The 21,772-nt window shown below is 70.5% G+C and carries 21 protein-coding genes and 1 other RNA gene; 5 read left to right on the top strand and 17 right to left on the bottom strand.

The annotated features are described in order from the left end of the window. Positions 1 to 46 precede the first annotated feature (46 nt). Genes GEV27_RS16590 through GEV27_RS16575 form a run of 4 tightly spaced genes read right to left on the bottom strand, consistent with a single transcriptional unit; the run spans position 47 to position 3,590 of the window. Entirely contained in the window at positions 47 to 979 is a 933-nt protein-coding gene (locus GEV27_RS16590) for an alpha/beta hydrolase (RefSeq protein ID WP_153935209.1), read from the bottom strand. Positions 980 to 1,039: 60 nt separating this feature from the next. Beyond that, on the bottom strand, positions 1,040 to 2,737 hold the full coding sequence (locus GEV27_RS16585) for a DEAD/DEAH box helicase (protein WP_194944240.1): 1,698 nt from the start codon (positions 2,735 to 2,737) through the stop codon (positions 1,040 to 1,042). Next, on the bottom strand, positions 2,727 to 3,008 hold the full coding sequence (locus GEV27_RS17895; protein ID WP_153651975.1) for a DUF3039 domain-containing protein: 282 nt from the start codon (positions 3,006 to 3,008) through the stop codon (positions 2,727 to 2,729). The genes GEV27_RS16585 and GEV27_RS17895 overlap by 11 nt, the downstream gene beginning before the upstream one ends. 33 nt (positions 3,009 to 3,041) lie before the next feature. Next, positions 3,042 to 3,590 (bottom strand): YqgE/AlgH family protein, encoded by a 549-nt coding sequence (locus tag GEV27_RS16575; RefSeq protein ID WP_153651974.1) that lies wholly within the window; start codon positions 3,588 to 3,590, stop codon positions 3,042 to 3,044. 62 nt (positions 3,591 to 3,652) lie between these two features. On the opposite strand from GEV27_RS16575, the gene GEV27_RS16570 reads away from it, so the two are divergent. Then, a complete protein-coding gene (locus GEV27_RS16570) occupies positions 3,653 to 4,405 on the top strand; it encodes a MerR family transcriptional regulator (protein ID WP_153651973.1) in 753 nt (250 codons plus the stop codon). A gap of 17 nt (positions 4,406 to 4,422) precedes the next feature. On the opposite strand, the gene GEV27_RS16565 is transcribed toward GEV27_RS16570, so the two are convergent. Further along, positions 4,423 to 4,920, bottom strand: coding sequence for a hypothetical protein (locus tag GEV27_RS16565; protein WP_153651972.1), 498 nt, complete (start codon positions 4,918 to 4,920; stop codon positions 4,423 to 4,425). A 145-nt stretch (positions 4,921 to 5,065) separates the two neighbouring features. On the opposite strand from GEV27_RS16565, the gene GEV27_RS16560 reads away from it, so the two are divergent. Continuing rightward, positions 5,066 to 5,737 carry a TetR/AcrR family transcriptional regulator gene (locus GEV27_RS16560; protein ID WP_153651971.1) on the top strand — a complete coding sequence of 224 codons (672 nt, stop codon included), beginning with the start codon at positions 5,066 to 5,068 and terminating at the stop codon, positions 5,735 to 5,737. On the opposite strand, the gene GEV27_RS16555 is transcribed toward GEV27_RS16560, so the two are convergent. From GEV27_RS16555 to GEV27_RS16545, 3 genes are read right to left on the bottom strand one after another with little or no spacing between them, the layout of a single operon-like run. After that, a complete protein-coding gene (locus GEV27_RS16555; protein ID WP_194839964.1) occupies positions 5,730 to 6,764 on the bottom strand; it encodes a DUF3048 domain-containing protein in 1,035 nt (344 codons plus the stop codon). The genes GEV27_RS16560 and GEV27_RS16555 overlap by 8 nt on opposite strands. Before the next feature lie 46 nt (positions 6,765 to 6,810). Then, positions 6,811 to 7,314: a hypothetical protein gene (locus GEV27_RS16550; protein ID WP_153935124.1), complete on the bottom strand. Its 504-nt coding sequence runs from the start codon at positions 7,312 to 7,314 to the stop codon at positions 6,811 to 6,813. Between the two features lie 3 nt (positions 7,315 to 7,317). Further along, the gene (locus GEV27_RS16545) at positions 7,318 to 8,352 is read right to left on the bottom strand and encodes an OmpA family protein (RefSeq protein ID WP_153911737.1); all 1,035 of its coding nucleotides are present in this window, start codon (positions 8,350 to 8,352) and stop codon (positions 7,318 to 7,320) included. A 100-nt stretch (positions 8,353 to 8,452) separates the two neighbouring features. On the opposite strand from GEV27_RS16545, the gene GEV27_RS16540 reads away from it, so the two are divergent. From GEV27_RS16540 to GEV27_RS16530, 3 genes are all read left to right on the top strand, one after another. Next, entirely contained in the window at positions 8,453 to 13,009 is a 4,557-nt protein-coding gene (locus tag GEV27_RS16540) for an ATP-dependent helicase (protein WP_153935122.1), read from the top strand. Further along, positions 13,002 to 13,781, top strand: coding sequence for a DNA-formamidopyrimidine glycosylase family protein (locus GEV27_RS16535; RefSeq protein WP_153651966.1), 780 nt, complete (start codon positions 13,002 to 13,004; stop codon positions 13,779 to 13,781). The genes GEV27_RS16540 and GEV27_RS16535 overlap by 8 nt, the downstream gene beginning before the upstream one ends. 122 nt (positions 13,782 to 13,903) lie before the next feature. After that, positions 13,904 to 14,515 (top strand): vitamin K epoxide reductase family protein, encoded by a 612-nt coding sequence (locus tag GEV27_RS16530; RefSeq protein ID WP_153651965.1) that lies wholly within the window; start codon positions 13,904 to 13,906, stop codon positions 14,513 to 14,515. Between the two features lie 4 nt (positions 14,516 to 14,519). Here the strand turns inward: GEV27_RS16530 and GEV27_RS16525 are convergent, their stop codons facing one another. The 9 genes from GEV27_RS16525 to ftsE form a co-directional block, all read right to left on the bottom strand. Further along, positions 14,520 to 14,807 (bottom strand): 4a-hydroxytetrahydrobiopterin dehydratase, encoded by a 288-nt coding sequence (locus GEV27_RS16525; RefSeq protein WP_153651964.1) that lies wholly within the window; start codon positions 14,805 to 14,807, stop codon positions 14,520 to 14,522. A gap of 241 nt (positions 14,808 to 15,048) precedes the next feature. Beyond that, positions 15,049 to 15,418: a transfer-messenger RNA gene (ssrA, locus tag GEV27_RS16520) on the bottom strand. 70 nt (positions 15,419 to 15,488) lie between these two features. Then, positions 15,489 to 16,877 carry an MFS transporter gene (locus GEV27_RS16515; protein ID WP_309222330.1) on the bottom strand — a complete coding sequence of 463 codons (1,389 nt, stop codon included), beginning with the start codon at positions 16,875 to 16,877 and terminating at the stop codon, positions 15,489 to 15,491. Positions 16,878 to 16,890: 13 nt separating this feature from the next. Beyond that, positions 16,891 to 17,766, bottom strand: a complete 876-nt coding sequence (locus GEV27_RS16510; RefSeq protein WP_243838923.1) for an amidohydrolase family protein — start codon at positions 17,764 to 17,766, stop codon at positions 16,891 to 16,893. Next, positions 17,766 to 18,242, bottom strand: coding sequence for an SsrA-binding protein SmpB (smpB, locus tag GEV27_RS16505; protein ID WP_153651962.1), 477 nt, complete (start codon positions 18,240 to 18,242; stop codon positions 17,766 to 17,768). Before smpB ends, GEV27_RS16510 begins: the two co-directional genes overlap by 1 nt. Positions 18,243 to 18,271: 29 nt before the next feature. Next, positions 18,272 to 18,745, bottom strand: a complete 474-nt coding sequence (locus GEV27_RS16500) for an SRPBCC family protein (RefSeq protein ID WP_153651961.1) — start codon at positions 18,743 to 18,745, stop codon at positions 18,272 to 18,274. After that, the gene (locus GEV27_RS16495) at positions 18,742 to 20,013 is read right to left on the bottom strand and encodes a M23 family metallopeptidase (protein WP_153935120.1); all 1,272 of its coding nucleotides are present in this window, start codon (positions 20,011 to 20,013) and stop codon (positions 18,742 to 18,744) included. Before GEV27_RS16495 ends, GEV27_RS16500 begins: the two co-directional genes overlap by 4 nt. A gap of 101 nt (positions 20,014 to 20,114) precedes the next feature. Beyond that, positions 20,115 to 21,029, bottom strand: coding sequence for a permease-like cell division protein FtsX (gene ftsX / locus GEV27_RS16490; RefSeq protein WP_153651959.1), 915 nt, complete (start codon positions 21,027 to 21,029; stop codon positions 20,115 to 20,117). 14 nt (positions 21,030 to 21,043) lie between these two features. Then, positions 21,044 to 21,733, bottom strand: a complete 690-nt coding sequence (gene ftsE / locus GEV27_RS16485; RefSeq protein WP_309222329.1) for a cell division ATP-binding protein FtsE — start codon at positions 21,731 to 21,733, stop codon at positions 21,044 to 21,046. Between the last annotated feature and the right edge of the window lie 39 nt (positions 21,734 to 21,772).

Raw genomic sequence — 21,772 nt, 5'->3', positions numbered from 1 at the left:
GACACTACCGAGACAGTGACGCTGTCACAATGCCCGGCGGATCGTGCTACGCCGTCGCGCGGAGGAAGTCCACGATGTCGTCGAGGGCGCGCCGGGCGACCGGCACGACGCCGGGCAGGCTGAGGAAGCCGTGGATCGCGCCCTCGTACTCGACGTAGCGGACCGGCACCCCCGCCTCCACGAGCGCATCGCGATACCTCGAGCCGTTGTCGAGCAGCGGATCGTGCTCCGCGGTGAGGATGAACGCCTTGGGCAGCCCTGCGTGGGAGGCCGCCCGGATCGGGGAGGCGCGGAAGTCCTCGGTGCCGTGCTGCGCGTCGAGGTAGAGCCGGACGTACGCCCGCATGTTGCGCGACGTCAGCACGGGCGCCTCGGCGTTCCGGTCCTCCGAGGGCCATCGGTCGTACATCTCGACGCCGGGATAGACCAGCACCTGGGACCGGATCTCGGGTCCACCCGCGTCGCGGGCCAGCAGCGTCATGACCGCGGCGAGGTTGCCGCCCGCGCTGTCACCCATCAGCGAGATGCGCGAGGGGTCGACGCCCAGCTCGTCCGCGTGGTCGACGACCCACGTGAGCGCATCCCAGCAGTCCTCCACGCCGGCCGGGAACGGGGCGTCCGGGGCCAGCCGGTACGACGGCGAGATCACGACCGCCCGGGCGCCGACCGCGACGCCGCTCGCGAGCCAGCCGGACTGCTCGGGATTGCCCTGGACCCAGCCGCCGCCGTGGAAGTTGACGACGCACGGCAGCGGTCCCGCGACACCCGTGGGCCGGTGCACGAGCGCGCGGGATCCCGAGCCGATCGTGATCTCCTGCTGCGTGGCGTGCGCGTGGACCCGGCCGAAGATGCGCTGCCCGACGGCGGAGCGCTGCAGCCGCACCCGCTTCGCGCGGTGGGCCGGCAGGTCCTCGACCTCCTCGATGCCCTTCTCGACCAGCCGCATGAGTCGAGCGAACAGTCGGGTGCGGGGGGCCATGGTGCTCAACGGCAGGTCCTTCGGCTCATGTCGCGCGCGGCGAGAGGTGGTCGACGAACCCTAGCCGGACGCCTTGAGCGCCCACGCCCGGATCGCGTCGATCCGCGCCTGCAGCTCGGCCGACGAGGCCTGTGCCGCAGGAGGTCCGCCGCACTGCGAGCGCAGCCGGCTGTGGGTGACGCCGTGGGGGGCGCCCGTGCGGTGGTGCCACGCGCCGACGAGCGCCTGCAGCTCACGGCGCAGCTCGCTTCGGCGCTCGAACGCGACGTCGGCCGCGATCTCGGGCTCCGCGCGGGCCGCCTTGTCCCGGGCCCGCTTGGCCCGTGCCGTCTTCAGCAGCTCGGCGACCTGATCGGGGTCGAGCAGGCCGGGGATGCCCAGGAAGTCGAGCTCGCCGTCGTCGTCGGAGAGCGCGTCGTAGCCGAACTCGCCGCCGTCGTAGACGAGCCGGTCGAACGAGGCGTCGCTCGCGAGCGCGCGGTACTCCCCCAGCTGGTCGGAGGCGCCCTGGTCCTCCTGCGCCTTGGCGATGAGCTCGGCCTCGGCGGCGAACAGATCGTCCTCGTCCTTGACCGCGCGTCCGATCACGTGATCGCGCTGGGCCTCCAGGTCCGAGGCCAGCTCGAGCAGGCGCGGCACGCTCGGCACGAAGATCGAGGCCGTCTCACCCTTGCGCCGGGCACGCACGAAGCGGCCCACGGCCTGGGCGAAGTAGAGCGGTGTCGAGGTCGTCGTCGCGTACACGCCGACCGACAGCCGCGGGATGTCCACGCCCTCGGAGACCATGCGGACCGCGACCATCCACGGCGTCATGCCGGCCGAGAACTCGGCGATCTTGGCGCTGCTGCCGGGCTCGTCGGACAGCACCACGGTCGGCTTCAGGCCCGTGATCTCGGCCAGCACCGAGGCGTACGCACGAGCGCTGTCCTGATCGCTCGCGATCACCAGGCCCCCCGCGTCGGGGACGTGCCGGCGCACCTCGTTGAGTCTGGTGTGCGCCGCGGTGAGCACCTCGGGGATCCACGAGCCGTTGGGGTCGAGCGCGGTGCGCAGCGCCTGGGCCGTCGCGGCGCGGTCGAGCGGCTCGCCGAGCCGGGCCGCGACCTCGTCGCCCGCACGGGTGCGCCAGTGCATCCGGCCCGAGTAGGCCATGAACAGCACGGGACGCACGACGCCGTCCTTGAGCGCGTGGCCGTAGCCGTAGGAGTAGTCCGCGACGCTCGCGACGGTGCCGTCAACCTGCGGGGCGTACGTCACGAACGGGATGGGGTTGTCGTCGGAGCGGAACGGGGTGCCGGTCAGCGCGAGCCGCCGGACCGCGGGCTCGCAGGCCTCCTGGACGGCGTCTCCCCACGTCAGCGCGTCGCCGGCATGGTGGACCTCGTCCATGATCACCATCGTCGAGCGGTGCTCGATGCGGGCGCGGTACGCATTGGGGTTGACCGCAAGGCCCGCGTACGTGACCGCGAAGCCCTGGAAGCCCGAGCCGAGCGCCCCCTGGCTCGGCAGCGTCGGATCGATCGCGATGCCGATGCCCGAGGCGGCCAGCGCCCACTGCGTCTTGAGGTGGTCGGTGGGCGTCACGATGACGATCCGCTCGACGATCCCCTTCGCGAGGAGGTCGGCGGCGATCGTCAGGGCGAACGTGGTCTTGCCGGCTCCGGGCGTGGCGACAGTGAGGAAGTCGCTCGGTTGCGTGCGTTGGTAGAGCTCGAACGCCTCGCGCTGCCAGACCCGGAGGTGCTGGCTACGCGTCACCCGACGGATCCCCCTCGTCGCCCTTGTCGAGACCTTCCCAGATGTCCTTGCACTCGGGGCAGACCGGGAACCTCTGCGGATCGCGGCTGGGCGTCCACACCTTGCCGCACAGGGCGATGACGGGCGTGCCCATGACCATGGCCTCGGTCAGCTCGTCCTTGGGCACGTAGTGCGAGAAGCGCTCGTGATCGCCTTCCTCGGGGCGCTGGTCGACACGCTCGTCGGTGCGCTCGTCGAGTGCCGTCTGCGAACCACGCTGGAAGAAAGCCACGGCGACAGTCTAACGAGTGCCCGAGACCGTTTCCTAGTTCGCCGACGGGTCGTCCGGGAATGTCGCCCAGAATCGGATGTCGTCGTCCTGGCGCCGCAGGACGTCGCGCCACAGCGTCTCGGGGTGAGGCGAGATGAGATCGCCGTCCTCGGCCACGACGACGAGCCAGGCGCCCTCCGCGATCTCCTCCTCGAGCTGTCCGGGACCCCAGCCCGCATAGCCGGCGAAGACCCGCAGACCGTACAGCTCACCGCTCGCCGGCAACGGCCCGTCGAGGTCGATCAGCCCGACCCGACCTGCCATCTGCCGCCAGCCGAGGGGCGGGACGTCCGCGATGACGCCCAGCGCGAGCGCGGAGTCCATCGCGACCGGTCCGCCCTCGAACAGACACACCGGCGCGTTGACGAGGCCGGCCCAGTCCGGCAGGACGTCGTCGACCTCGGCGGTGTCCAGCGGACGGTTGACGATCACGCCGAGTGCACCGTCCTGGTCGTGGTCGAGCAGGAACACGACGCTGCGCAGGAAGGGACCCGCCTCGATGGCCGGGGTGGCCACCAGCATCGTTCCGCGCAGGGAGTCCATGTCTCCATGATGCCCCGTGGTGCTCCACCAGGCGACACTGCCGAAAGCCCTATGCTCGTGGCATGGCTGACGACGCGGGCACCGGCGAGGAGCTCACGATCGACGAGCTCGCGGCTCGGGCGCAGATGACCGTGCGCAACGTGCGTGCGTACGCCGCGCGCGGGCTGATCGACGCACCCCGCCTCGCGGGCCGCACGGGCTACTACAACCGCGAGCACCTGCAGCGGCTGCAGCTCGTGCGTCAGCTGCTCGAGCGCGGCTTCACGCTCGCGGCGATCGAGAAGGCGATCCAGAACACCCCGCACCACGCCGCGGGGCACACCCTCGACCTCATGACGATCCTCGACCTCCCCGACGAGGGTGACGCCGAGATCATGTCGCGCGAGGACCTCGCAGCCCTCGCCGGCGTCGAGCGCGACGACGCCCTGATCGAGTCGATGGTGGGCTTGGGGCTGGTCGAGAAGCTCGACGGCGACCGCGTACGCCTCATGGAGCCCGCGGTGGTGCGTGCGGGTGCCGCGGCCGTGACGCTCGGCCTGCCGCCGGAGTCGGTCATCTCCCTGTTCCCCGTGCTGCAGTCCCACCTGCGGACCATCGCGGACACGTTCGTGCGCGAGGTCGTGACCGAGCTGATCCAGCCGTTCATCGACGCGGGCCTGCCCGAGCACGACTGGCGCCGCATCATCGACCTCGTGGACGGCCTCCTGCCGATCGCGAGCCAGGTCACGCTGGGGATCTTCCGCTCCGAGATCCGCAAGTCGATCGACATCGAGGTCGGCGAGCAGATCACCGGCATCGCAGCCAAGCTCGACTGACGTCCGCGCCGATCCGCTCAGGCAGCGATCGCGTTGCGCAGACGGGACAGCAGCCCGCCCCGGTGCACGTCGTCCTGCCGGCTCGGCGCACGGGTGGCCCACGTCCTGCGGGCCGAGTCCTGGATCTGCTGGCCCCGGTGCGGCGGCACACCCGCCGAGGTCGCGAGGTAGGCCAGCTCCTTCGCGAACGCCTTGCGCAGCGCGGGCTCGTCCCGGTGGGCGTCGAGCAGGGCGCGGACGGACGGCAGATCGGCGGCCGTGCTGACCCACGCCGTCACCGCGACCATGCCGGGGTCCTCCTGGCCCTCGCAGATGAGCCGCTCCATGTGCCCGCTGAGCCGCTGGAACCAGGTCATCTGGAGCTCGAAGAGCGCGTCGGTGTCGGTCGGGAAGGCGTCCCGCCCACCCTCGGTGGCGTCGATGAGCTCGGTGAGGCTGAGGTCGCGGTGGGCGTCCTTGACAGCCAGCATCCCGCGAAGAGATTCCTTGCGACGGTTGTAAGCATCCCAGGTCATGGGTCTGCTCCTTCCTGTTCCGTCGGAAACCGAGAGTTACATACTCTCGGTACGTACTCTCAGTATGTGACCGACCGGCGGTACAGGCAAACCTCGGGCGCTGTGATTCGGGGCACGAGACGCCGATCACCGTAGACTCGGTGCCATGTCCCATCCCGCACGCGTGACGAAGAGCGTCCTGCGCACCGCTCGCAAGACCACCAAGACCACACGTCGCCAGGACTACTCCTCGAGCACCAAGAAGGCCCTCCTGGACAGCGCGACGACCCTGTTCACCGATCACGGCTACGCAGGCACGTCCCTCGACGAGGTCGTTGCGGCCGCGCGGGTCACCAAGGGTGCGCTCTACCACCACTTCCCGAGCAAGCTCGCGCTGTTCGAGAACGTCTTCCTGCGCGTGCAGGAGTCGACGACCGCCGAGATCGAGAAGTCGATCAACGCCTCGAAGGACCCGTGGGAGCGGGCGCAGATCGGCATGGACAAGTTCCTCCAGGTCTGCCGCCAGCCGCAGTTCCGCCGCATCTGCATGCAGGAGGGCCCGGTCGCCCTCGGTCACGAGCGCTGGCACGAGGCCGAGAAGGCCTCGTCGTTCGGCATCGTCCAGCGGGTCGTGGACGACCTGCTGGCCGATCTCGGCGACGCCGACGGCCTGGGCGAGGCCTTCGCCGCCGTCTTCTACGGCGCGATCCGCTCGGCCTCGGAGTACGTGTCGGACGCCGACGACCCGGACGCGGCCAGCGAGGAGGTCAAGGCCACGATCGGTGCGCTCCTGACCGGCCTGCGGCTGCTGCCGCAGGAGGGGCACCCGATCAGCTGAAGCTGACCCCGCCGTCGCCCTCGGGCACCAGCTCCAGGAACACCTTGCCGGGCTCGATGCGGTACGGCTTGCCGTCCGCGGTCCTGAACCGCAGCCCCTTGGTGAGCCCCGGCTTGACCCATGTCACCGAGGTCACGCGGTTGCCGTGGAAGATCCGCGCCTCCCCACTGCCCTCGAACACGGTCTCCGGCACGGGATTGCCCGCGGGATCGGTGTAACCCGCATCGCCCACACGGCACGACAGCACGATCATGGTGTCGGCCTCGAAGTCCTTGCCGGCCTCGGCGTGGCCGTTCGTGCGGACCCACTTGCGGCCCTTGAGCGCCCACGACGTCGCGGTCGAGGGCGAGAACCGCACGGTCGCGGTCGTCGCCTTCTTCGGCTTGGGCGTCGCCGTCGCGCCGGTCGAGCTCGAGGGCTTCGGCGTGGGGTCCGAGCCCTGCGACCACGGCAGGTACGGCCCGGGGATCGTCGTGGCCTTGGCGTTGCGGGCCACGGTCTTGAGGTCGATCAGGCGGTTGTAGGGGCGGACCTTCAGCGGATCGCTGCTGAAGCCAGGAGCACCGTCATCCTCGGAGAAGACCTTGATGCCGGCGCCCTTGACCTTGTTGTACGCCCCGGTGGCGCCGCCGGACGCGACGATCTGGCCCCCGACGGGGCCCGCGATGCCGATGTCGCTGGTGCGCAGCGAGCGCACGTGGCCGACCTTGGACGGCAGCGAGGAGTAGTAGAAGGCGGCGAGGCGTGTCAGTCCGCCCTCGACGAGCTCCTCGATGACCAGGTCGGCCTGGTCGAGACCGTACTGCGGCGCTCCGCCGATCGTGTTCTCGATCTTCACGACGAAGACGGGGTTGTCCGGACGACCCTTCTTCATCGCCTTGCCCGTGAGCGGGGACACCTCCACCAGCTGCTTCGCTGTGCCCTTGCTCGGCTCGGGCGACGCCTTCTGCGTGGAGTCCGAGGAGGAGCTGCAGGCGGCCAGAGCGAGGGACGCGGCGGTCGCCGCAACCAGGAGACGCAGGTTCATGCGGCCAGCATGCCCCATGCCAGGTTGTCTCCCAAGGAGGCGTGCCTCAGGCCCCGTCAGGCTCCTCGGGCGGCTTCTTCTTCGTCGGCGCCTTCGGGGCCTGAGCCTTCTTGGGGGCGTTCCTGCGGGGCGCGCCGGCCTTGCGGAAGCCCGCCTCCTCGGCCTCGGCCTCGGTGCGGAACCACGCGCCGGCCTTGGTCCGGGCGTACGCGGGGCTGTCCGGGAGGTGATAGATCTTCGAGGACGTGTTGCCCTTGATGACGTGGTCGGCCGACGGCGGCTCGACACCGCGCGAGCGCGGCTTCGGCCCGGGCTCGGGTTTCGGCTCGGGTTCCGGCTTCGGTTCCGGTTCCGGCTCGGGTTCCGGCTCCGGCTCCGGCCGGGGTTCGGGCTTCGGCTCGGGCGAGGGCGCAGCCTTCATGACGGGGCCCGGGGCCCGTCGCCTGCGGGCCCGCACCTGCAGCTCGCGCACCAGCCAGCCGAGGACGAATCCCAGCACTCCGGCGCCGAGCAGCCAGATGGCGATCTCGCCGATCGTGTGGCTCGACATCGCTCAGCCCTCCTTCACGACGAGGTCGACGCGGCGGTACCGCTCGTCGGTCGCGCTGATCCCCGCCGAGGGCGAGGCGTAGGTCCGCTGCGAGATGCGGTCGGGATCGATCCCGAGGCCGACGAGGTAGGACGTCACGGCCGCGGCCCGGTCCCGGCCCAGCACCTGCCCCTGCTCGGGGTCCTTCGGACCGACGTGGGCGCCGACCTCGATCCGGACGTCGTCGTGGCGACGCATCACGTCGGCCACTGCCGCGAGGGCCGCGCCGTCCTGACCGGTGAGGTACGCAGCACCTGTCGGGAAGACGATCCTCGTGCCGTCGAGGACTGCCGCGTCGTCCCGGCCGAGCCCGCCGTGGTCGATCGTGAGATCGTCGTCGACCTCCAGGTCCGGCATCGCGGTCGCGAGGAGATCGACGACGCGGTCTCGTCCTGCCGTGCTGCGGACGGTGCCCCGGATCCTCGCGGTGTCGGCCCCGTCGATCGTGAGCTGCAGGTCACGGACGGCGATGACGTCCCCCAGCACGCCCGGGAACGCGCCCACCCACCGGGCCGCCTCCACGTCGGGGTCCACCCTCAGATCGCCCGAGACCGTGACCCCGTAGGTGAGGGAGACGGCGGCCTTGATGCCGGCGGCTGCGTCTGCGTCGGGCACGACGCCGCTGATCGCGACTCCGCGCGACGTGCGCTCGAGGGCGATCGTCGACGCGTCGGGGGCGGAGGCGTCGACCCGCTCCTGCGCATCGGTGTCCGGGCCGTCAACGACCCGCGCCCAGCGCACGCCGTCGACTCCCTCCACGACCTCGCGCGCCTCACGCAGATCGGTCCCGCTGCCGCCGCTGAGCGAGGCCTCCCGGCCCTCGAACGTGACCGAGACGCCGTCGAGGCCGGCAGCGGCCAACGCCTGCTCGGACGCGGGTCGCAGGGCCTCGGCCACCGAGCGCGAGCCGACGATCGAGCCGAGCGCGACGACCGCGACGAGGCCTGCGGCGACCAGCGCGGTCAACCACTTCAGGCTGGTGTCCGACACGTCGGGCATCTCTCCTGTTCTTCGAGCGGGCGATGAACAGCGTACGCGGTCGGGTGCGTCCAGTGCTCCACACCGAGCGGTTGTCGTACCCGGCTGGAACCATGGGGGCATGCCCGATCCGCTCGCCAGGTTCGCGCCCGCGACCCGGGCGTGGTTCACCGAGTCCTTCGAGGCCCCGACCCCCGCCCAGATGGGCGCGTGGGACGGCGTCGCCGGCGACGAGCACGTGCTGGTCGTCGCGCCGACCGGCTCGGGCAAGACGCTCGCGGCGTTCCTCTCGGCGATCGACCGGCTGATGCACGCGGAGCAGTCGGAGGGCACCCGGGTGCTCTACATCTCGCCGCTCAAGGCGCTCGCCGTCGACGTCGAGCGCAACCTGCGCTCGCCCCTGGTCGGCATCACGCAGGCCGCGGCACGGCGCGGCGACGAGTTCCAGGAGGTCACTGTCGGCGTCCGCTCGGGCGACACCTCCCCGCGCGACCGGCGCGCCCTCGTCACCCGCCCCCCCGACATCCTCATCACGACGCCCGAGTCGCTGTTCCTCATGCTCACCTCGGCCGCGCGCGAGACGCTGCGCAGCGTCGACACCGTGATCGTCGATGAGATCCATGCCGTGGCCGGCACCAAGCGGGGCGCCCACCTGGCGGTGTCGCTCGAGCGGCTCGACGCCCTGCTCGACACCCCCGCGCGACGGATCGGCCTGAGCGCGACGGTGCGCCCGCACGACGAGGTGGCCCGTTTCCTCGCCGGGTCCAGCCCGGTGCGCGTCGTCGCCCCCGAGTCGCCCAGCCGCCTCGAGATGCACGTCGAGGTCCCGGTCGAGGACATGACCAGCATCCCGGCGCCGCCCCGCGACGAGGGCAGCGGCGCCCGCGCCCTCGAGGAGGACGCACCGCGCGGCAGCATCTGGCCACACGTCGAGGAGTCCGTGATGCGCCGGGTCCTCGAGCACCGCTCGACGATCGTCTTCGTCAACTCCCGCGGTGTGGCCGAACGCCTCACCGCGCGCCTCAACGAGGCGTACGTCAAGCACCTCGAGGCCGAGTCGGTGCCCCGGGTCTCCCCCCGTCCCCCCGCCCAGCTGATGGGCGGCAGCGCACAGTCCGAGGGGGCCGAGCCCGTGCTGGCGCGCGCCCACCACGGCTCGGTCAGCAAGGACCAGCGGGCGCTGATCGAGGACGAGCTCAAGTCGGGCCGGCTGCGGTGCGTCGTGGCGACGTCGAGCCTGGAGCTGGGCATCGACATGGGCGCGGTCGACCTGGTCGTGCTGGTGTCGACGCCACCGTCGGTCGCGAGCGCGCTGCAGCGGGTCGGCCGCGCGGGTCACCAGGTCGGCGAGCTGTCCCGCGGCGTGCTCTATCCCACGTCACGCCAGGACCTGCTCGGGGCCACCGTGACCACCGCACGCATGCAGCAGGGCCTGATCGAGCGGCTCGACATCCCGGCCAACCCGCTCGACATCCTCGCCCAGCAGACCGTCGCCGCGACCGCGCTGGAGAGCCTCGACGTCGAGGAGTGGTTCGACACCGTCCGACGCAGCGCCCCGTTCGCGACGCTGCCCCGGTCGGCCTACGACGCGACACTCGACCTGTTGTCGGGCCGCTATCCCTCCGACGAGTTCGCCGAGCTGCGCCCACGCCTGGTGTGGGACCGCGACGCCGGGACGATCACGGGTCGGCCCGGCGCCCAGCGCCTGGCCGTCACCAGCGGCGGGACGATCCCCGACCGCGGCATGTTCGGGGTCTTCCTCGCGGCCGGCACCGAGGAGACCGGCTCCCGCAAGGTCGGCGAGCTCGACGAGGAGATGGTCTACGAGTCGCGGATCAACGACGTCTTCGCCCTCGGCGCCACGAGCTGGCGCATCCAGGAGATCACCCACGACCGGGTCAACGTCACGCCCGCATTCGGCCAGCCCGCGCGGCTGCCGTTCTGGAAGGGCGACGCGATCGGTCGACCCCATGAGCTCGGCGAGGCGATCGGCGCGTTCGTGCGTGAGGCCGCGGCCCTCTCGGCCGAGCAGCTCGCCCAGCAGACGGCCGGACTCGGCCTGGACCGGCGGGCCTCGGACAACCTGGCCGCCTACCTCGGCGAGCAGAAGGCCGCGACCGGGCAGATCCCGTCCGACCGCACGCTCGTGGTCGAGCGGTTCCGCGACGAGCTCGGCGACTGGCGGGTCGTCCTGCACTCGCCGTTCGGTCGCCGCGTCCACGCCCCGTGGGCCCTGGCCGTCGCCGCCCGCATCGTCGAGCGCTACGGGATGGACGGCTCGGTCGTGGCCAGCGACGACGGCATCGTCGCGCGCATCCCCGACACCGAGACCGAGCCCCCGGGCGCCGACCTGTTCGTCTTCGAGGCCGACGAGCTCGACAAGATCGTCACCGAGGAGGTCGGCGGCTCCGCCCTGTTCGCGTCGCGGTTCCGCGAGTGCGCGGCCCGCGCGCTGCTCCTGCCCCGCCGCAACCCCGGATCGCGCGCCCCCTTGTGGCAGCAGCGCCAGCGCTCGGCGCAGCTGCTCGACGTCGCCCGCAAGTACCCGACCTTCCCGATCCTGCTCGAGACCGCGCGCGAGTGCCTCCAGGACGTCTACGACCTGCCGGCCCTCACCGCCCTGACCCGGCGCCTGGCTTCCCGTGAGGTGCAGATCGCCGAGGTCACCACCGAGCGCGCCTCGCCGTTCGCCCAGAACCTCCTGTTCGGCTACGTCGCGGCGTTCCTCTACGAGGGCGACACGCCGCTGGCCGAGCGCCGGGCCTCGGCCCTGACGCTCGACCCCACGCTGCTCGCCGAGCTGCTCGGCCGGGCCGAGCTGCGCGAGCTGCTCGACCCCGACGTGCTCGAGCGCACCGAGCGCGAGCTGCAGCGACTCACCGCGGACCGGCAGGCCAAGGACGTCGAGGGCGTCGCGGACCTCCTGCGGATGCTGGGCCCGCTCACCGAGGCGGAGGTCGCCGCCCGTCTGCAGCCCGACGTCGCGGTGCACGCCGCGACGTGGCTGGGCGAGCTGCGCGAGGCCCGTCGCGCGATCGAGGTGTCGATGGTCGGCGAGATCCGCTGGGCCGTCGTGGAGGACGCCGGACGGCTGCGCGACGCCCTCGGCGTGGTGATCCCGCTCGGCGTCTCCGAGGCGTACCTCGAGTCCCCCGCCGATCCGCTGACCGACCTGATCTCCCGGCACACCCGCACCCACGGACCGTTCACGACCCAGGAGGTCGCCGAGCGCTTCGGCCTCGGCACCGCCGTGGTGCAGCAGGTCCTGCGCCGGCTGTCCCGCGACGGACGGCTGACCGAGGGCGAGTTCCGGCCCCAGGCGACGGGCAGCGAATGGGTCGAGCCCGGTGTCCTGCGCCGCATCCGGTCGCGCTCGCTGGCTGCCGCCCGCCAGCAGGTCGAGCCGGTCGATCCCGGCACGTTCGCCCGCTTCCTGCCGTCCTGGCAAGGCGTCGGCGGCAGCCTGCGCGGCCCCGACGGCGTCCTGACCGTGATCGACCAGCTGGCCGGCCTCGCGCTGCCGGCCTCGGCCTGGGAGTCCCTGGTCCTGCCCGCCCGCGTCCGGGACTACTCCCCCGCGATGCTCGACGAGCTGACCTCGGCCGGTGAGGTGGTGTGGTCCGGCGCGGGCACGCTGCCCGGCAACGACGGCTGGGTCCAGCTGCATCCCGCCGATTTCGTGCTGCGCGCTGCGGGCGCCCAGCCGGGCGAGACCGACGCGCTGCACACCGCGATCGTCGAGGCGCTCGCCGGAGGCGGCGCCTTCTTGTTCCGCCAGCTCGTCGACGCGCTCGGCACCGACAACGGCCTGCCCGACCACACGCTGGTGACCGAGGCGCTGTGGGACCTGGTCTGGAGCGGGCAGGTCAGCAACGACACCTTCGCGCCGCTGCGCACGCTCGTGGGTCGAGGCGGCGCCCACCGCACGACCAGGCCCACGCCCCGGGCCCGCATCCACGGCCGCCGACCCCGTTCGCCCCGCGTCGCGGCGCAGGGCCCGCCGACCGTGAGCGGGCGGTGGTTCGCACTCGCCGAGACGACCAGCGACCCCACCGCACTGCAGCTGGCCCGCACCGAGGCGCTCATCGGCCGCTACGGCGTCGTGACGCGGGGATCGGTCATGGCCGAGCAGACGCCAGGCGGGTTCGCAGGCATCTACCGCGTGCTGCGCGAGCTCGAGCAGACCGGCTCGGTGCTGCGTGGCTACTACATCGAGACGTTGGGGGCCGCCCAGTTCGCCGCGACCTCCACGGTCGACCGCATGCGCGCCCACGCGACCGACGACGACCGGCCCACCGATGCGCGCGCCCTGACGCTGGCCGCGACCGACCCGGCCAATCCCTACGGCGCGGCCCTGCCCTGGCCCGGGCGCGCCGCAGAGGCAGACTCGACCCGGCACCGACCGGCCCGCAAGGCCGGCTCGCTGGTGGTCCTGCACGACGGCCGGCTCGTGGTCTATCTCGAGCGGGGAGGCAAGAAGGCACTGGTGTTCGACGACCATCCCGCGCGCCTCGCCGCCGCCGCCACCTCGCTGGCGGCCACGGTCCGCGGCCGGCGCATCAGCCGGCTGACGATCGAGACCGTCGACGGCCAGCCGGTCGCGCCCAGCCCGTTCGGCGAGGCGTTGGCCGAGGCGGGCTTCGAGCGCACGATCAAGGGGCTTCGACTCGATGCCTGAGGGAGACACCGTCTGGCGCACTGCCCACCACCTCCGCGAGGCCCTGGCCGGCCGCGTGCTGACGCGCACCGACTTCCGGGTGCCCGCCTTCGCGACGGTCGATCTGTCCGGCTCTCGTGTCGACGAGGTCGTGAGCCACGGCAAGCACCTGTTGATCCGCACGCCCGAGCACTCGATCCACTCGCACCTGAAGATGGAGGGCGCCTGGCACGTCCAGCGGATCGGCACCGACTGGCGGCGGCCCGGGCACTCCGCCCGTGCAGTCCTGGAGAACCAGGAGTGGCAGGCGATCGGCTACTCCCTCGGCATCCTGGAGGTCCTCGCCCGCAGCGACGAGGCCGAGGCGATCGGCCATCTCGGTCCCGATCTGCTCGGACCGGACTGGGACCTCGACGAGGCCGTGCGCCGGGTCTCGGCCGACCCCGACCGCCCGGTGTTCCTGGCCCTGATGGACCAGCGCAACCTCGCGGGATTCGGCAACGAGTACGTCAACGAGCTGCTGTTCATCATGGGTCTGTCGCCGCACCGGCGCGTCGGTGACGTGCCAGACGTCGCGCGGGTCATCTCCCGCGGCCAACGCATGCTCGACGTCAACAAGTCGCGCATCGAGCGCTCGTTCACCGGCAGCACCCGCAGCGGCGAGGACCGGTGGGTCTACAGCCGAGAGCGGGCCCGCTGCCGCCGCTGCGGCACCCGGTTGCTCAACGGACAGCTGGGCGACCGGCCGACCTCCGAGCGCAACGTCTTCTGGTGCCCCCACTGCCAGCCCTGAGGCACCCCCAACCCAGATCTGCGGACTCCTGCACGCTTTCGCGGCCACGGACCGTGCAGGAGCCCGCAGATCTGGGCGGGTACGGGACCGGTCGGTTGCGCGCTCGCTCTAGGATCACTGTCATGACTGACCAGAGGACCGTCGCCGACTCCGACGTTGACGTCTACGAGCCGAACGATCGCGGCCTCGGCTGGCTGCTCGCCCTGGGCGGCGCGATCGGCATGCTCGCTGCTGCCATCCTCATCATCGACAAGGTCAAGTTCCTCCAGGAGCCCGACAAGGCGCTCGGCTGCGACATCAACGCCTTCGTCAGCTGCGGCGGCGTCATCAACACCGACCAGGCCTCGGTGTTCGGCTTCCCCAACCCGCTCATGGGCGTGGCCGGCTTCGCGATCGTCATGACCCTGGGCGTGCTGATCGCCGCGCGGGTACGCCTGCCCGACTTCGTGTGGCTCGGCCTGCAGGCCGGCGCGGTGTTCGGCATCGCCTTCGTGACCTGGCTGCAGTCGCAGAGCATCTACTCGATCGAAAAGCTCTGCCCGTGGTGCATGGTGGTCTGGTCGGTCATGATCCCGATCTTCGTGTGGCTCACTGCGCGCAACCTGCGCGAGTTCCTGCCCGGCAACCCGGTCTCGCGCTTCGTGAACGACTGGACGCTGCTGATCACGATCCTGTGGTACGTCGCTGTCCTCGCGGCCATCTGGTTCCAGTTCGGCAGCGACCTCTGGGCCTGAGGCCCTACGACGCCGCGGCCACGCGTTCGATGACCTTGGCCAGTCGGACGTCCCGATCGGTGACCCCGCCGACGTCATGGCTGCTGAGCCGGATGTCGACCCGGTTGTAGACGTTGGTCCACTCGGGATGGTGGTCCATCTCGGTGATGGGACCTGCGGCCCGATTGATGAAGGCGATCGCGGCGCCGAAGTCGTCGAACTCGTACGACTTCACGATCGCCTCACCCTCCTGCGACCAGCCGGGCAGGCCCTCGAGGGCGTCTTCGATCTGGGCGTCGGTGAAGGTGCTCATGGGCACACGCTAGACCTGGCTGGGTCACCCGCAAGATGAGAATGGATCTGCGGGGATCCCTTGCTGGCAGCGCCCGCAGGCGGTGGGGCGCTGCGGGGATCCCTTGCTGGCGGCGCCCGCGGGCGGCTTCGCCGCGGTGGGGCGCCGCGGGGAGGGGCCCACTCGATCCACTCGGCGGTTTCACGACATGACAATGCCCCCCGCCATCCCAGGAACGGGGATGGCGGGGGGCATTGTCGTGTCGTGGAGCTGCGGGGAATCGAACCCCGGTCCTACGGCGCTGAGTCAGGGCTTCTCCGGGTGCAGTCTGTCTAGTCGCTTTTCTCAGCCCCGGCGCTCGAACAGACGCGTCGCCGACGGGCTCAGTCGCAGAAAAGTCCCGATCACACGCTGCGACGCCGTGTGATCAGCAAGTCCCCTAAATGAGACTGGCGATCCGGAGCGGGAACACCCCCGGGCCAGCCCTTCACCTATCGCTTAAGCAGCGAGGGCGAAGTCAGTGCGCTTGGAATCGGCACTTGTTGGTTTCCAGAGATCGTTAAAGAGATAACCCTGGATCCTCTACCCGCTTCACCTGAATCGAACGACCTTAGTCGAAACCGATCAGCCCCTCTTGAGTTGTCAATCGTTGCCGAGGCAACACCATCACTCTACCTGCTCACAACGACAAGTCCGAGCCATTCATTCCGACCTGAGCGCCGCGGGGCTCACCGTGGACCCGCGGATGAGTCCCACGGCACACGCAGCCGCCACCACGAGCATCCCGGCGCAGATGACGATGCCGGTGTCGAACCCGGGGCCGAAGACGTCCGGATCATCGAAGTCCCGCCCCGTGATCCCGGCGATCGGGGGGATCGCCGCCACCGCGAGCAGGGAGGCCGTACGCGCGACGGCGTTGTTGATGCCCGAGGCGATCCCGGTCTGCTGCATGGGTGCGGCGGCCAGGACCGCGGTCGTGAGCGGAGCCACCAGCGTCGTGATCCCGATACCGAAGACGACCGACGCAGGCAGGACGTCGAGCCAGAAGCTCGCGTCCTCGCCGATGCGCAGCATCAGCAGCAGGCCCACCGCCGCGATCAGCGGGCCGAAGGTCATGGGCCAGCGCGGGCCGATCCGCGTCCCCAGCGCGCCGGCCCGGGCCGAGAACAGCAGCATGATGATCGTCATCGGCACGCTCGCAAGACCCGCGACCAGTGGCGAGAACCCCGAGACGTACTGCAGCTGCTGCACGAGCAGGAATCCCGAGGCCGCGAGCGCCCCGTAGATCGCGAACGTGCAGATGTTCGCCGCGGTGAAGATCCGGTCCGCGAACAGCGCGAGGGGCACGAGCGTGTGGGGGGTGAGCCTTTGGTGGACGACGAACACCACCATGAGGACGAGCCCCGCTCCTCCCCACAGCCAGGACTTCTCGACCAGACCGTAGGTGAGAGCCGCCAGGCCCGCCGCGGTCAGCCCCGCGCCCGCGTAGTCGATCCGGTCCTGGTCACCGGACGTCTCCGGCACGTGACGGATCGCGATCCAGACCACGAGCGCCGCGAGCGGGAGGTTGATCCAGAAGATGCCACGCCAGCCGGTCGTGTCGACGAGCCAGCCGCCGACCAAGGGGCCGATGGCCGTCGTGACGCCCGACAGACCTGACCAGAAGCCGATCGCCGGTCCCCGGTCCTCGGGCGCGAACGACGCCGAGATGATCGCCAGGCTGCCCGGCGTCAGCAGCGCGGCGCCCACCCCCTGGAGCCCGCGAGCGGCGACCAGCACCTCGATCGTGGGTGCGGCCGCGCACAGGACCGACGCCGCGGCGAACCACACGACGCCGATCACGAAGACCCTGCGGCGACCCAGGCGGTCCCCCAGCGAGCCGCCGACGAGGATCAGGGCGGCCAGGGTGAGCGTGTACGCGTTGACGATCCACTGCACCCCCGCGGCCCCGGCGTCGAGGTCGGCGTTCATCGCCGGCAGCGCCAGACCGACGATCGAGCCGTCGAGGAAGGCCATGCCCGAGCCGAGGATCATGGCTGCCAGCACCCATCTGCCCTGCGCGGACGCGAGACGGATGGTGCCGGCGTTCACGCCAGGTGACCGCTCATGCGTCGACGCCGAACAGCTCGGCCCCGTTGTGCCACAGCACGCTTCGCATCCAGTCGTCGCCGAGGTCGAGCCGCTGCAGCACCTCGACCTGGTGCGCGTACGCATAGGGGATGTTGGGGAAGTCGGTGCCGAACAGGATCCGCTCCTGCAGGTCGAGCAGCCTGGCGGGCACGCCGTGCGGGACGGGCTCGTCCCAGAAGTCGACGAACGCCATCGTGGTGTCCAGCCGGACGTTGTCGTGCCGCTCGGCGAGGTCGAGGAACTCGTCGATCTCGGGCATCCCGAGGTGGGCGATGACCAGGGCCAGGTCCGGGTGGCGCGACAGCACGTCCGCGACCCCTGAGGGTCCGGTGTGGTGACCCGGTGCCGGCCCCGAGCCTGCGTGCAGCACGATCGGCGTCCCGCTCTCGGCCAGCACGCCCCACACGGGCTCGAGCAGCGGATCGTTCGGCGCGAAGTCGCCGACCTGCACGTGGACCTTGAAGACCTCGACGCCTTCCTCGATGAGCTGCGGCACGTACGTCGCAGCCTCCGGCTCGGGATAGAACGTCGCCGACCACAGGGCGTCGGGCGTGCGCTCGGCGAAGTCGCGGGTCCACTCGTTCATGAACCCCGCGACACCCGGGCGGTGGGCGTAGGACAGCGCGGAGAACCGCCTGACGCCCATCGAGCGCAGGTGCTCGACCCGCTCCTCGTCGCTCGTGCGGTACGTGATCGGCCACGGTCGGCCCAGCAGCGGACCGGCGGAGTCGAAGTAGGCCCACACCTTCGCCAGCACCTGTGGCGGCATGAAGTGTGCGTGCACGTCCACGAGGCCGGGCAGGCCGAGGGCGGCGGTCAGGGCCGGAAGATCGGAGTCCTCCAGCGCCACTAGTGCATGCCCTTGAGGCGACGCCCGAGATCGCGCTCGGCCTCACGGGTCGCGGTGCGCTCGGCGATCGCATGGCGCTTGTCGTACGTCTTCTTGCCGCGGGCCAGGGCGATCTCGACCTTCGCGCGACCGTCCTTGAAGTACAGCGAGAGCGGGACGATCGTCAGGCCCTTCTCGGTTGTACGACGCTCGATGCGGTCGATCTCGCTGCGATTCAGCAGGAGCTTGCGGCGTCGCCGGGTCTCATGGTTGGTCCACGTGCCCTGCGTGTACTCGGGGATGTGCACCCCGAGCAGCCACGCCTCGCCGCGCTCGATCTCGCCGAAGCCGTCCACCAGGGATGCGCGACCTGCACGCAACGACTTCACCTCGGTGCCGGTCAAGACCATGCCGGCCTCGAACGTGTCCTCGATGTGATAGTCGTGGCGCGCCTTCTTGTTCTGCGCAACGAGCTTGCGCCCGGTTTCCTTGGCCACCGGACCATTGTGTCACCTCTGGGTGAAGATCATCCGCCGGCGGCCGCGACCACGACCGGATCGGCGCATCCGCGGGCGAATCCGGCGATCCGCCGATCGATGTCACGCCGCAGCACGACCGCGCCGATGCGCTCGGCGATCGGAGCGAGCCACCGCGGACGGCAGCCGAAGCTGTAGCGCCACGTGGCTCGGCAGCCGCCGCCCGGCTCGGGCGCGAAACGCCATCCACCCGCGAACGACTCGAAGAACCACGGCCCCTGCGTCATCTTCATCCCCACGTTGGTCGGAGGGTTGAACGAGACGTACTCGCTGACCATCCGCAGCCGCGAGCGGTGCCGGGTCTCGGTGCGTACGCCCTTGGCGGGCGCGCTCGCGCCGTCGAGGAAGTGCTGCTCCTGGATGAACGGGTCCCACCGCAGGCGCGTCTCGCCCGTGGTCTGGGAGACGCGGAACGCCACCGCCGGGTCGACCGCGACGACGACGCTCGACTCGATCCGTCTCACAGCCAGCCCATGGGGTTCACCGTGTTGCCGTTGCTGAGCACCATGAAGTGCAGGTGGCAGCCGGTCGAGTAGCCGGTCGAGCCGACGTAGCCGATGACCTGGCCGCGTGAGACCTTGCTCCCGGCCCCGACTGCGAAGCGCGACAGGTGGTTGTAGGTCGTCACGACGTTGACACCGCGCTTGACGCCGTTGTTGAGGATCACGCGGTTGCCGTACGCCGCGTTGAAGTACTGCTGAATCACGGTGCCGCTGGCCGCAGCCCGGATGGGCGTGCCGCAACCGACGCCGAAGTCGGTGCCGTCGTGGAGCTTGTAGACCCCCGTGATCGGGTGCCGGCGCATGCCGAACGGCGAGGTGATCGGACCGGCCACGGGGTACGACAGCGCGCCCCCGCTGTCGCCGCCGGACCCCTTGCCGCCGGACTTGACCTGCTTGGCCGCCAGCGCGCGCAGCTGCGCGGCCAGTCGGTTCGCCTCTGCGACCTTCTCGCGGTACTGCCGCTCGTCCTCGGCGACGGCGGCGGACGCGGAGTTGCGGATCTCCTGACGTGCCTTGACGAGCTTCGCGACCTGGGCGGCCTGCCCCTCGGCGACCTCCTCGAGGCGCTGCATCTCCACCAGGTTCGCGGCGGCCTGCGCACGCTTCACCTGCACCTCGTCGCGCAGCTTCTGCACCTTCTCGCGCTTGAGCTTGAGGATCACCCGGGTGGCGTCGAGGCGCTGCATCGTGGCCACCTGCTGATCGCCCACGACCGTGTTGAGGCTCATCTGCTCGCTGAACTGCTCGGTGTCCTCGCCGCGGAGCAGTCCGCTGACCGCATTGAGCCTGCGGTCGCCCTGGAGCGCCTGCTGCACCGCGAACTCCTCGACCGAGGACTCCGAGGCCTTGAGCTGCTTCTGGCCCTTCTTGAGCTTGGCGCGGGCCTTGCGCAGCTTGGCCTCGCTGCGCTCGAGCTCGAGCTGCATCTGGTCGTCGACCGCCTGGGCCGTCGCGAGCTTGCCGCGCGTACGTCCGAGGTTCGCCTCTGCGGCGTCGAGCTTGCCCTGCGCGACCCGCAGCGCGGCCGCGGCCTTCTCCAGCTCCGCGGTCGAGGCGTCGAGGTGCTTCTTGGCCTCGGTCTGCTCGCGGTTGGCGTCCTTCTTCTGCTTCTCGAGATCGTCCTTGCGGTCCGCGAACGACGGAGTGGCGAGGGACGCGACGAGCGCCGCCGTGAGGACCAGTGCGGTCAGGGCACGGCGGTGCCTGGGGTGCGTGACGGAGCTGTGCATGACCTCGACCTTGGGGGAAGTTTCCCCGGGAACCCGGGGACTGTCGACGTACGGATGGAGCCGGACAAGAAACTGTCAAGCCCAACTTTAGGCTAAGGGCGTCACACGTCGAGGTATTTGCGGGTCAGCAGGAGTGTCGGCACCATCGCGAGCAGCACCGCGAGCACCGTCGTCTCGCCCATCACGGTGAAGGCGTCGCTCCACCCCACCCAGGTCGTCGTGGTCGACAACGTGTCCCTCAGGTAGCCGTAGACGACGAACTGCATGAACGCCGCGAGCCCACCGGCCGCGAGCGCTGCCGAGATCAGGGCGGCCAGCATCGACTCGAGCACGAACGGCAGCTGGATGTGCCAGCTCGACGCCCCGACGAGTCGCATGATGCCGATCTCGCGACGGCGGGCGTACGCTGTCATGCGGATCGTGTTGGACACCTGGAGGATCGCCGCGACGACGAGCAGCGCCGAGATCGCGAGCGCACCGTTGCGCAGATTGTCCAAGAAGGTGAACAGCGGTCCGAGCAGCTCCTTGATCGAGCTGACCCGGCCGACGCCCTCCATGCCGCTGAGCTGGCTCTCGACGCTGTCGAACTTCTCCGGGTCGTTCAGGGTCACGAAGTACGTCGAGGGGAAGGACTTGGGGCTCAGCGTCTCGAGCAGCTTCTTGCCGGTGTCGGACTGGCTGTAGAGCACGCGCGAGCGCTCGTACTGCTCCTCGGGCGTGCGCTCCTCGAACGACTTGACCTGCGAGTTCTCGCGCAGCGCCTGCTCGATCGAGGCCTGCTGCGCCTTGGTCGTCAGGCCGCCGATGCAGTTGGCGCTCGGGGAGTTGCGCGTGCAGAGATCGACCTGGAGCTGCAGCCGGTCACCGTAGTACTTCTCCGTGCGGTCCGACTGCGCCAGGATCAGCAGACCGAGCGCAGCCAGCAGCAACGACACGGTCATGGTCACGATCAGCGAGATCGACATGGACAGGTTGCGCGACAGGCTCTGGCGCAGCTCATTCAGGGTGCTTCGCATCTGCTGGGGTCCTCTTAGTTCTGGTAGCCGTAGATGCCGCGGGCCTCATCGCGCACGATGAGTCCGCCTTCGAGCTCGATGACCCGCTTGCGCATCTGGTCCACGATCGACGAGTCGTGCGTCGCCATGACGACGGTCGTGTCCGTGCGGTTGATCCGGTCGAGCAGCTTCATGATGCCGACGCTCGTGGCCGGGTCGAGGTTGCCGGTGGGCTCGTCGGCGATGAGGATCATCGGTCGGTTGACGAAGGCGCGAGCCACCGCGACGCGCTGCTGCTCGCCGCCGGACAGCTCATCGGGCATGCGGTGACCCTTGCCCTCCAGGCCGACCATCTCGAGCGTCTCGGGGACGACCTTCTTGATCTCGCTGCGCGGCTTGCCGATGACCTCGAGCGCGAAGGCGACGTTCTCCGTGACGGTCTTGTTGGGCAGCAGCCGGAAGTCCTGGAACACGGTGCCGACCTGGCGGCGCAGCTTGGGCACCTTCCAGCTCGAGAGCTTGTTGATCTCCTTGCCGGCGACGTAGACGCGACCGCTCGTGGGGCGGGCCTCACGAAGGATCAGGCGCAGGAACGTCGACTTGCCGGAGCCCGAGGCGCCGACGAGGAAGACGAACTCCCCCTTCTCGATCTCGAGGTCGACGGCGTCGAGCGCGGGGCGCTTCTGGCCGGGATAGGTCTTGGTGACCTTGTCGAATCGAATCACTCGGACGAGTCTAGGCAGGTCGACCCCAGTGTCGTGGGA

This window comes from Aeromicrobium sp. S22 (assembly GCF_009661045.1).
In the GTDB taxonomy this organism is placed as follows: Bacteria; Actinomycetota; Actinomycetes; order Propionibacteriales; family Nocardioidaceae; genus Aeromicrobium; species Aeromicrobium yanjiei.
The sequence above is the reverse complement of the archived record's forward strand: the minus strand, read 5'-3'. Positions and strand labels throughout refer to the sequence as shown.

Coding starts and splice junctions, on each gene's coding strand:
- GEV27_RS16590 (WP_153935209.1), bottom strand. CDS start 979: ATGGCCCCCCGCACCCGACTGTTCGCTCGACTCATGCGGCTGGTCGAG.
- GEV27_RS16575 (WP_153651974.1), bottom strand. CDS start 3,590: ATGGACTCCCTGCGCGGAACGATGCTGGTGGCCACCCCGGCCATCGAG.
- GEV27_RS16570 (WP_153651973.1), top strand. CDS start 3,653: ATGGCTGACGACGCGGGCACCGGCGAGGAGCTCACGATCGACGAGCTC.
- GEV27_RS16565 (WP_153651972.1), bottom strand. CDS start 4,920: ATGACCTGGGATGCTTACAACCGTCGCAAGGAATCTCTTCGCGGGATG.
- GEV27_RS16560 (WP_153651971.1), top strand. CDS start 5,066: ATGTCCCATCCCGCACGCGTGACGAAGAGCGTCCTGCGCACCGCTCGC.
- GEV27_RS16555 (WP_194839964.1), bottom strand. CDS start 6,764: ATGAACCTGCGTCTCCTGGTTGCGGCGACCGCCGCGTCCCTCGCTCTG.
- GEV27_RS16550 (WP_153935124.1), bottom strand. CDS start 7,314: ATGTCGAGCCACACGATCGGCGAGATCGCCATCTGGCTGCTCGGCGCC.
- GEV27_RS16545 (WP_153911737.1), bottom strand. CDS start 8,352: ATGCCCGACGTGTCGGACACCAGCCTGAAGTGGTTGACCGCGCTGGTC.
- GEV27_RS16540 (WP_153935122.1), top strand. CDS start 8,453: ATGCCCGATCCGCTCGCCAGGTTCGCGCCCGCGACCCGGGCGTGGTTC.
- GEV27_RS16535 (WP_153651966.1), top strand. CDS start 13,002: ATGCCTGAGGGAGACACCGTCTGGCGCACTGCCCACCACCTCCGCGAG.
- GEV27_RS16530 (WP_153651965.1), top strand. CDS start 13,904: ATGACTGACCAGAGGACCGTCGCCGACTCCGACGTTGACGTCTACGAG.
- GEV27_RS16525 (WP_153651964.1), bottom strand. CDS start 14,807: ATGAGCACCTTCACCGACGCCCAGATCGAAGACGCCCTCGAGGGCCTG.
- GEV27_RS16495 (WP_153935120.1), bottom strand. CDS start 20,013: ATGCACAGCTCCGTCACGCACCCCAGGCACCGCCGTGCCCTGACCGCA.
- ftsX (WP_153651959.1), bottom strand. CDS start 21,029: ATGCGAAGCACCCTGAATGAGCTGCGCCAGAGCCTGTCGCGCAACCTG.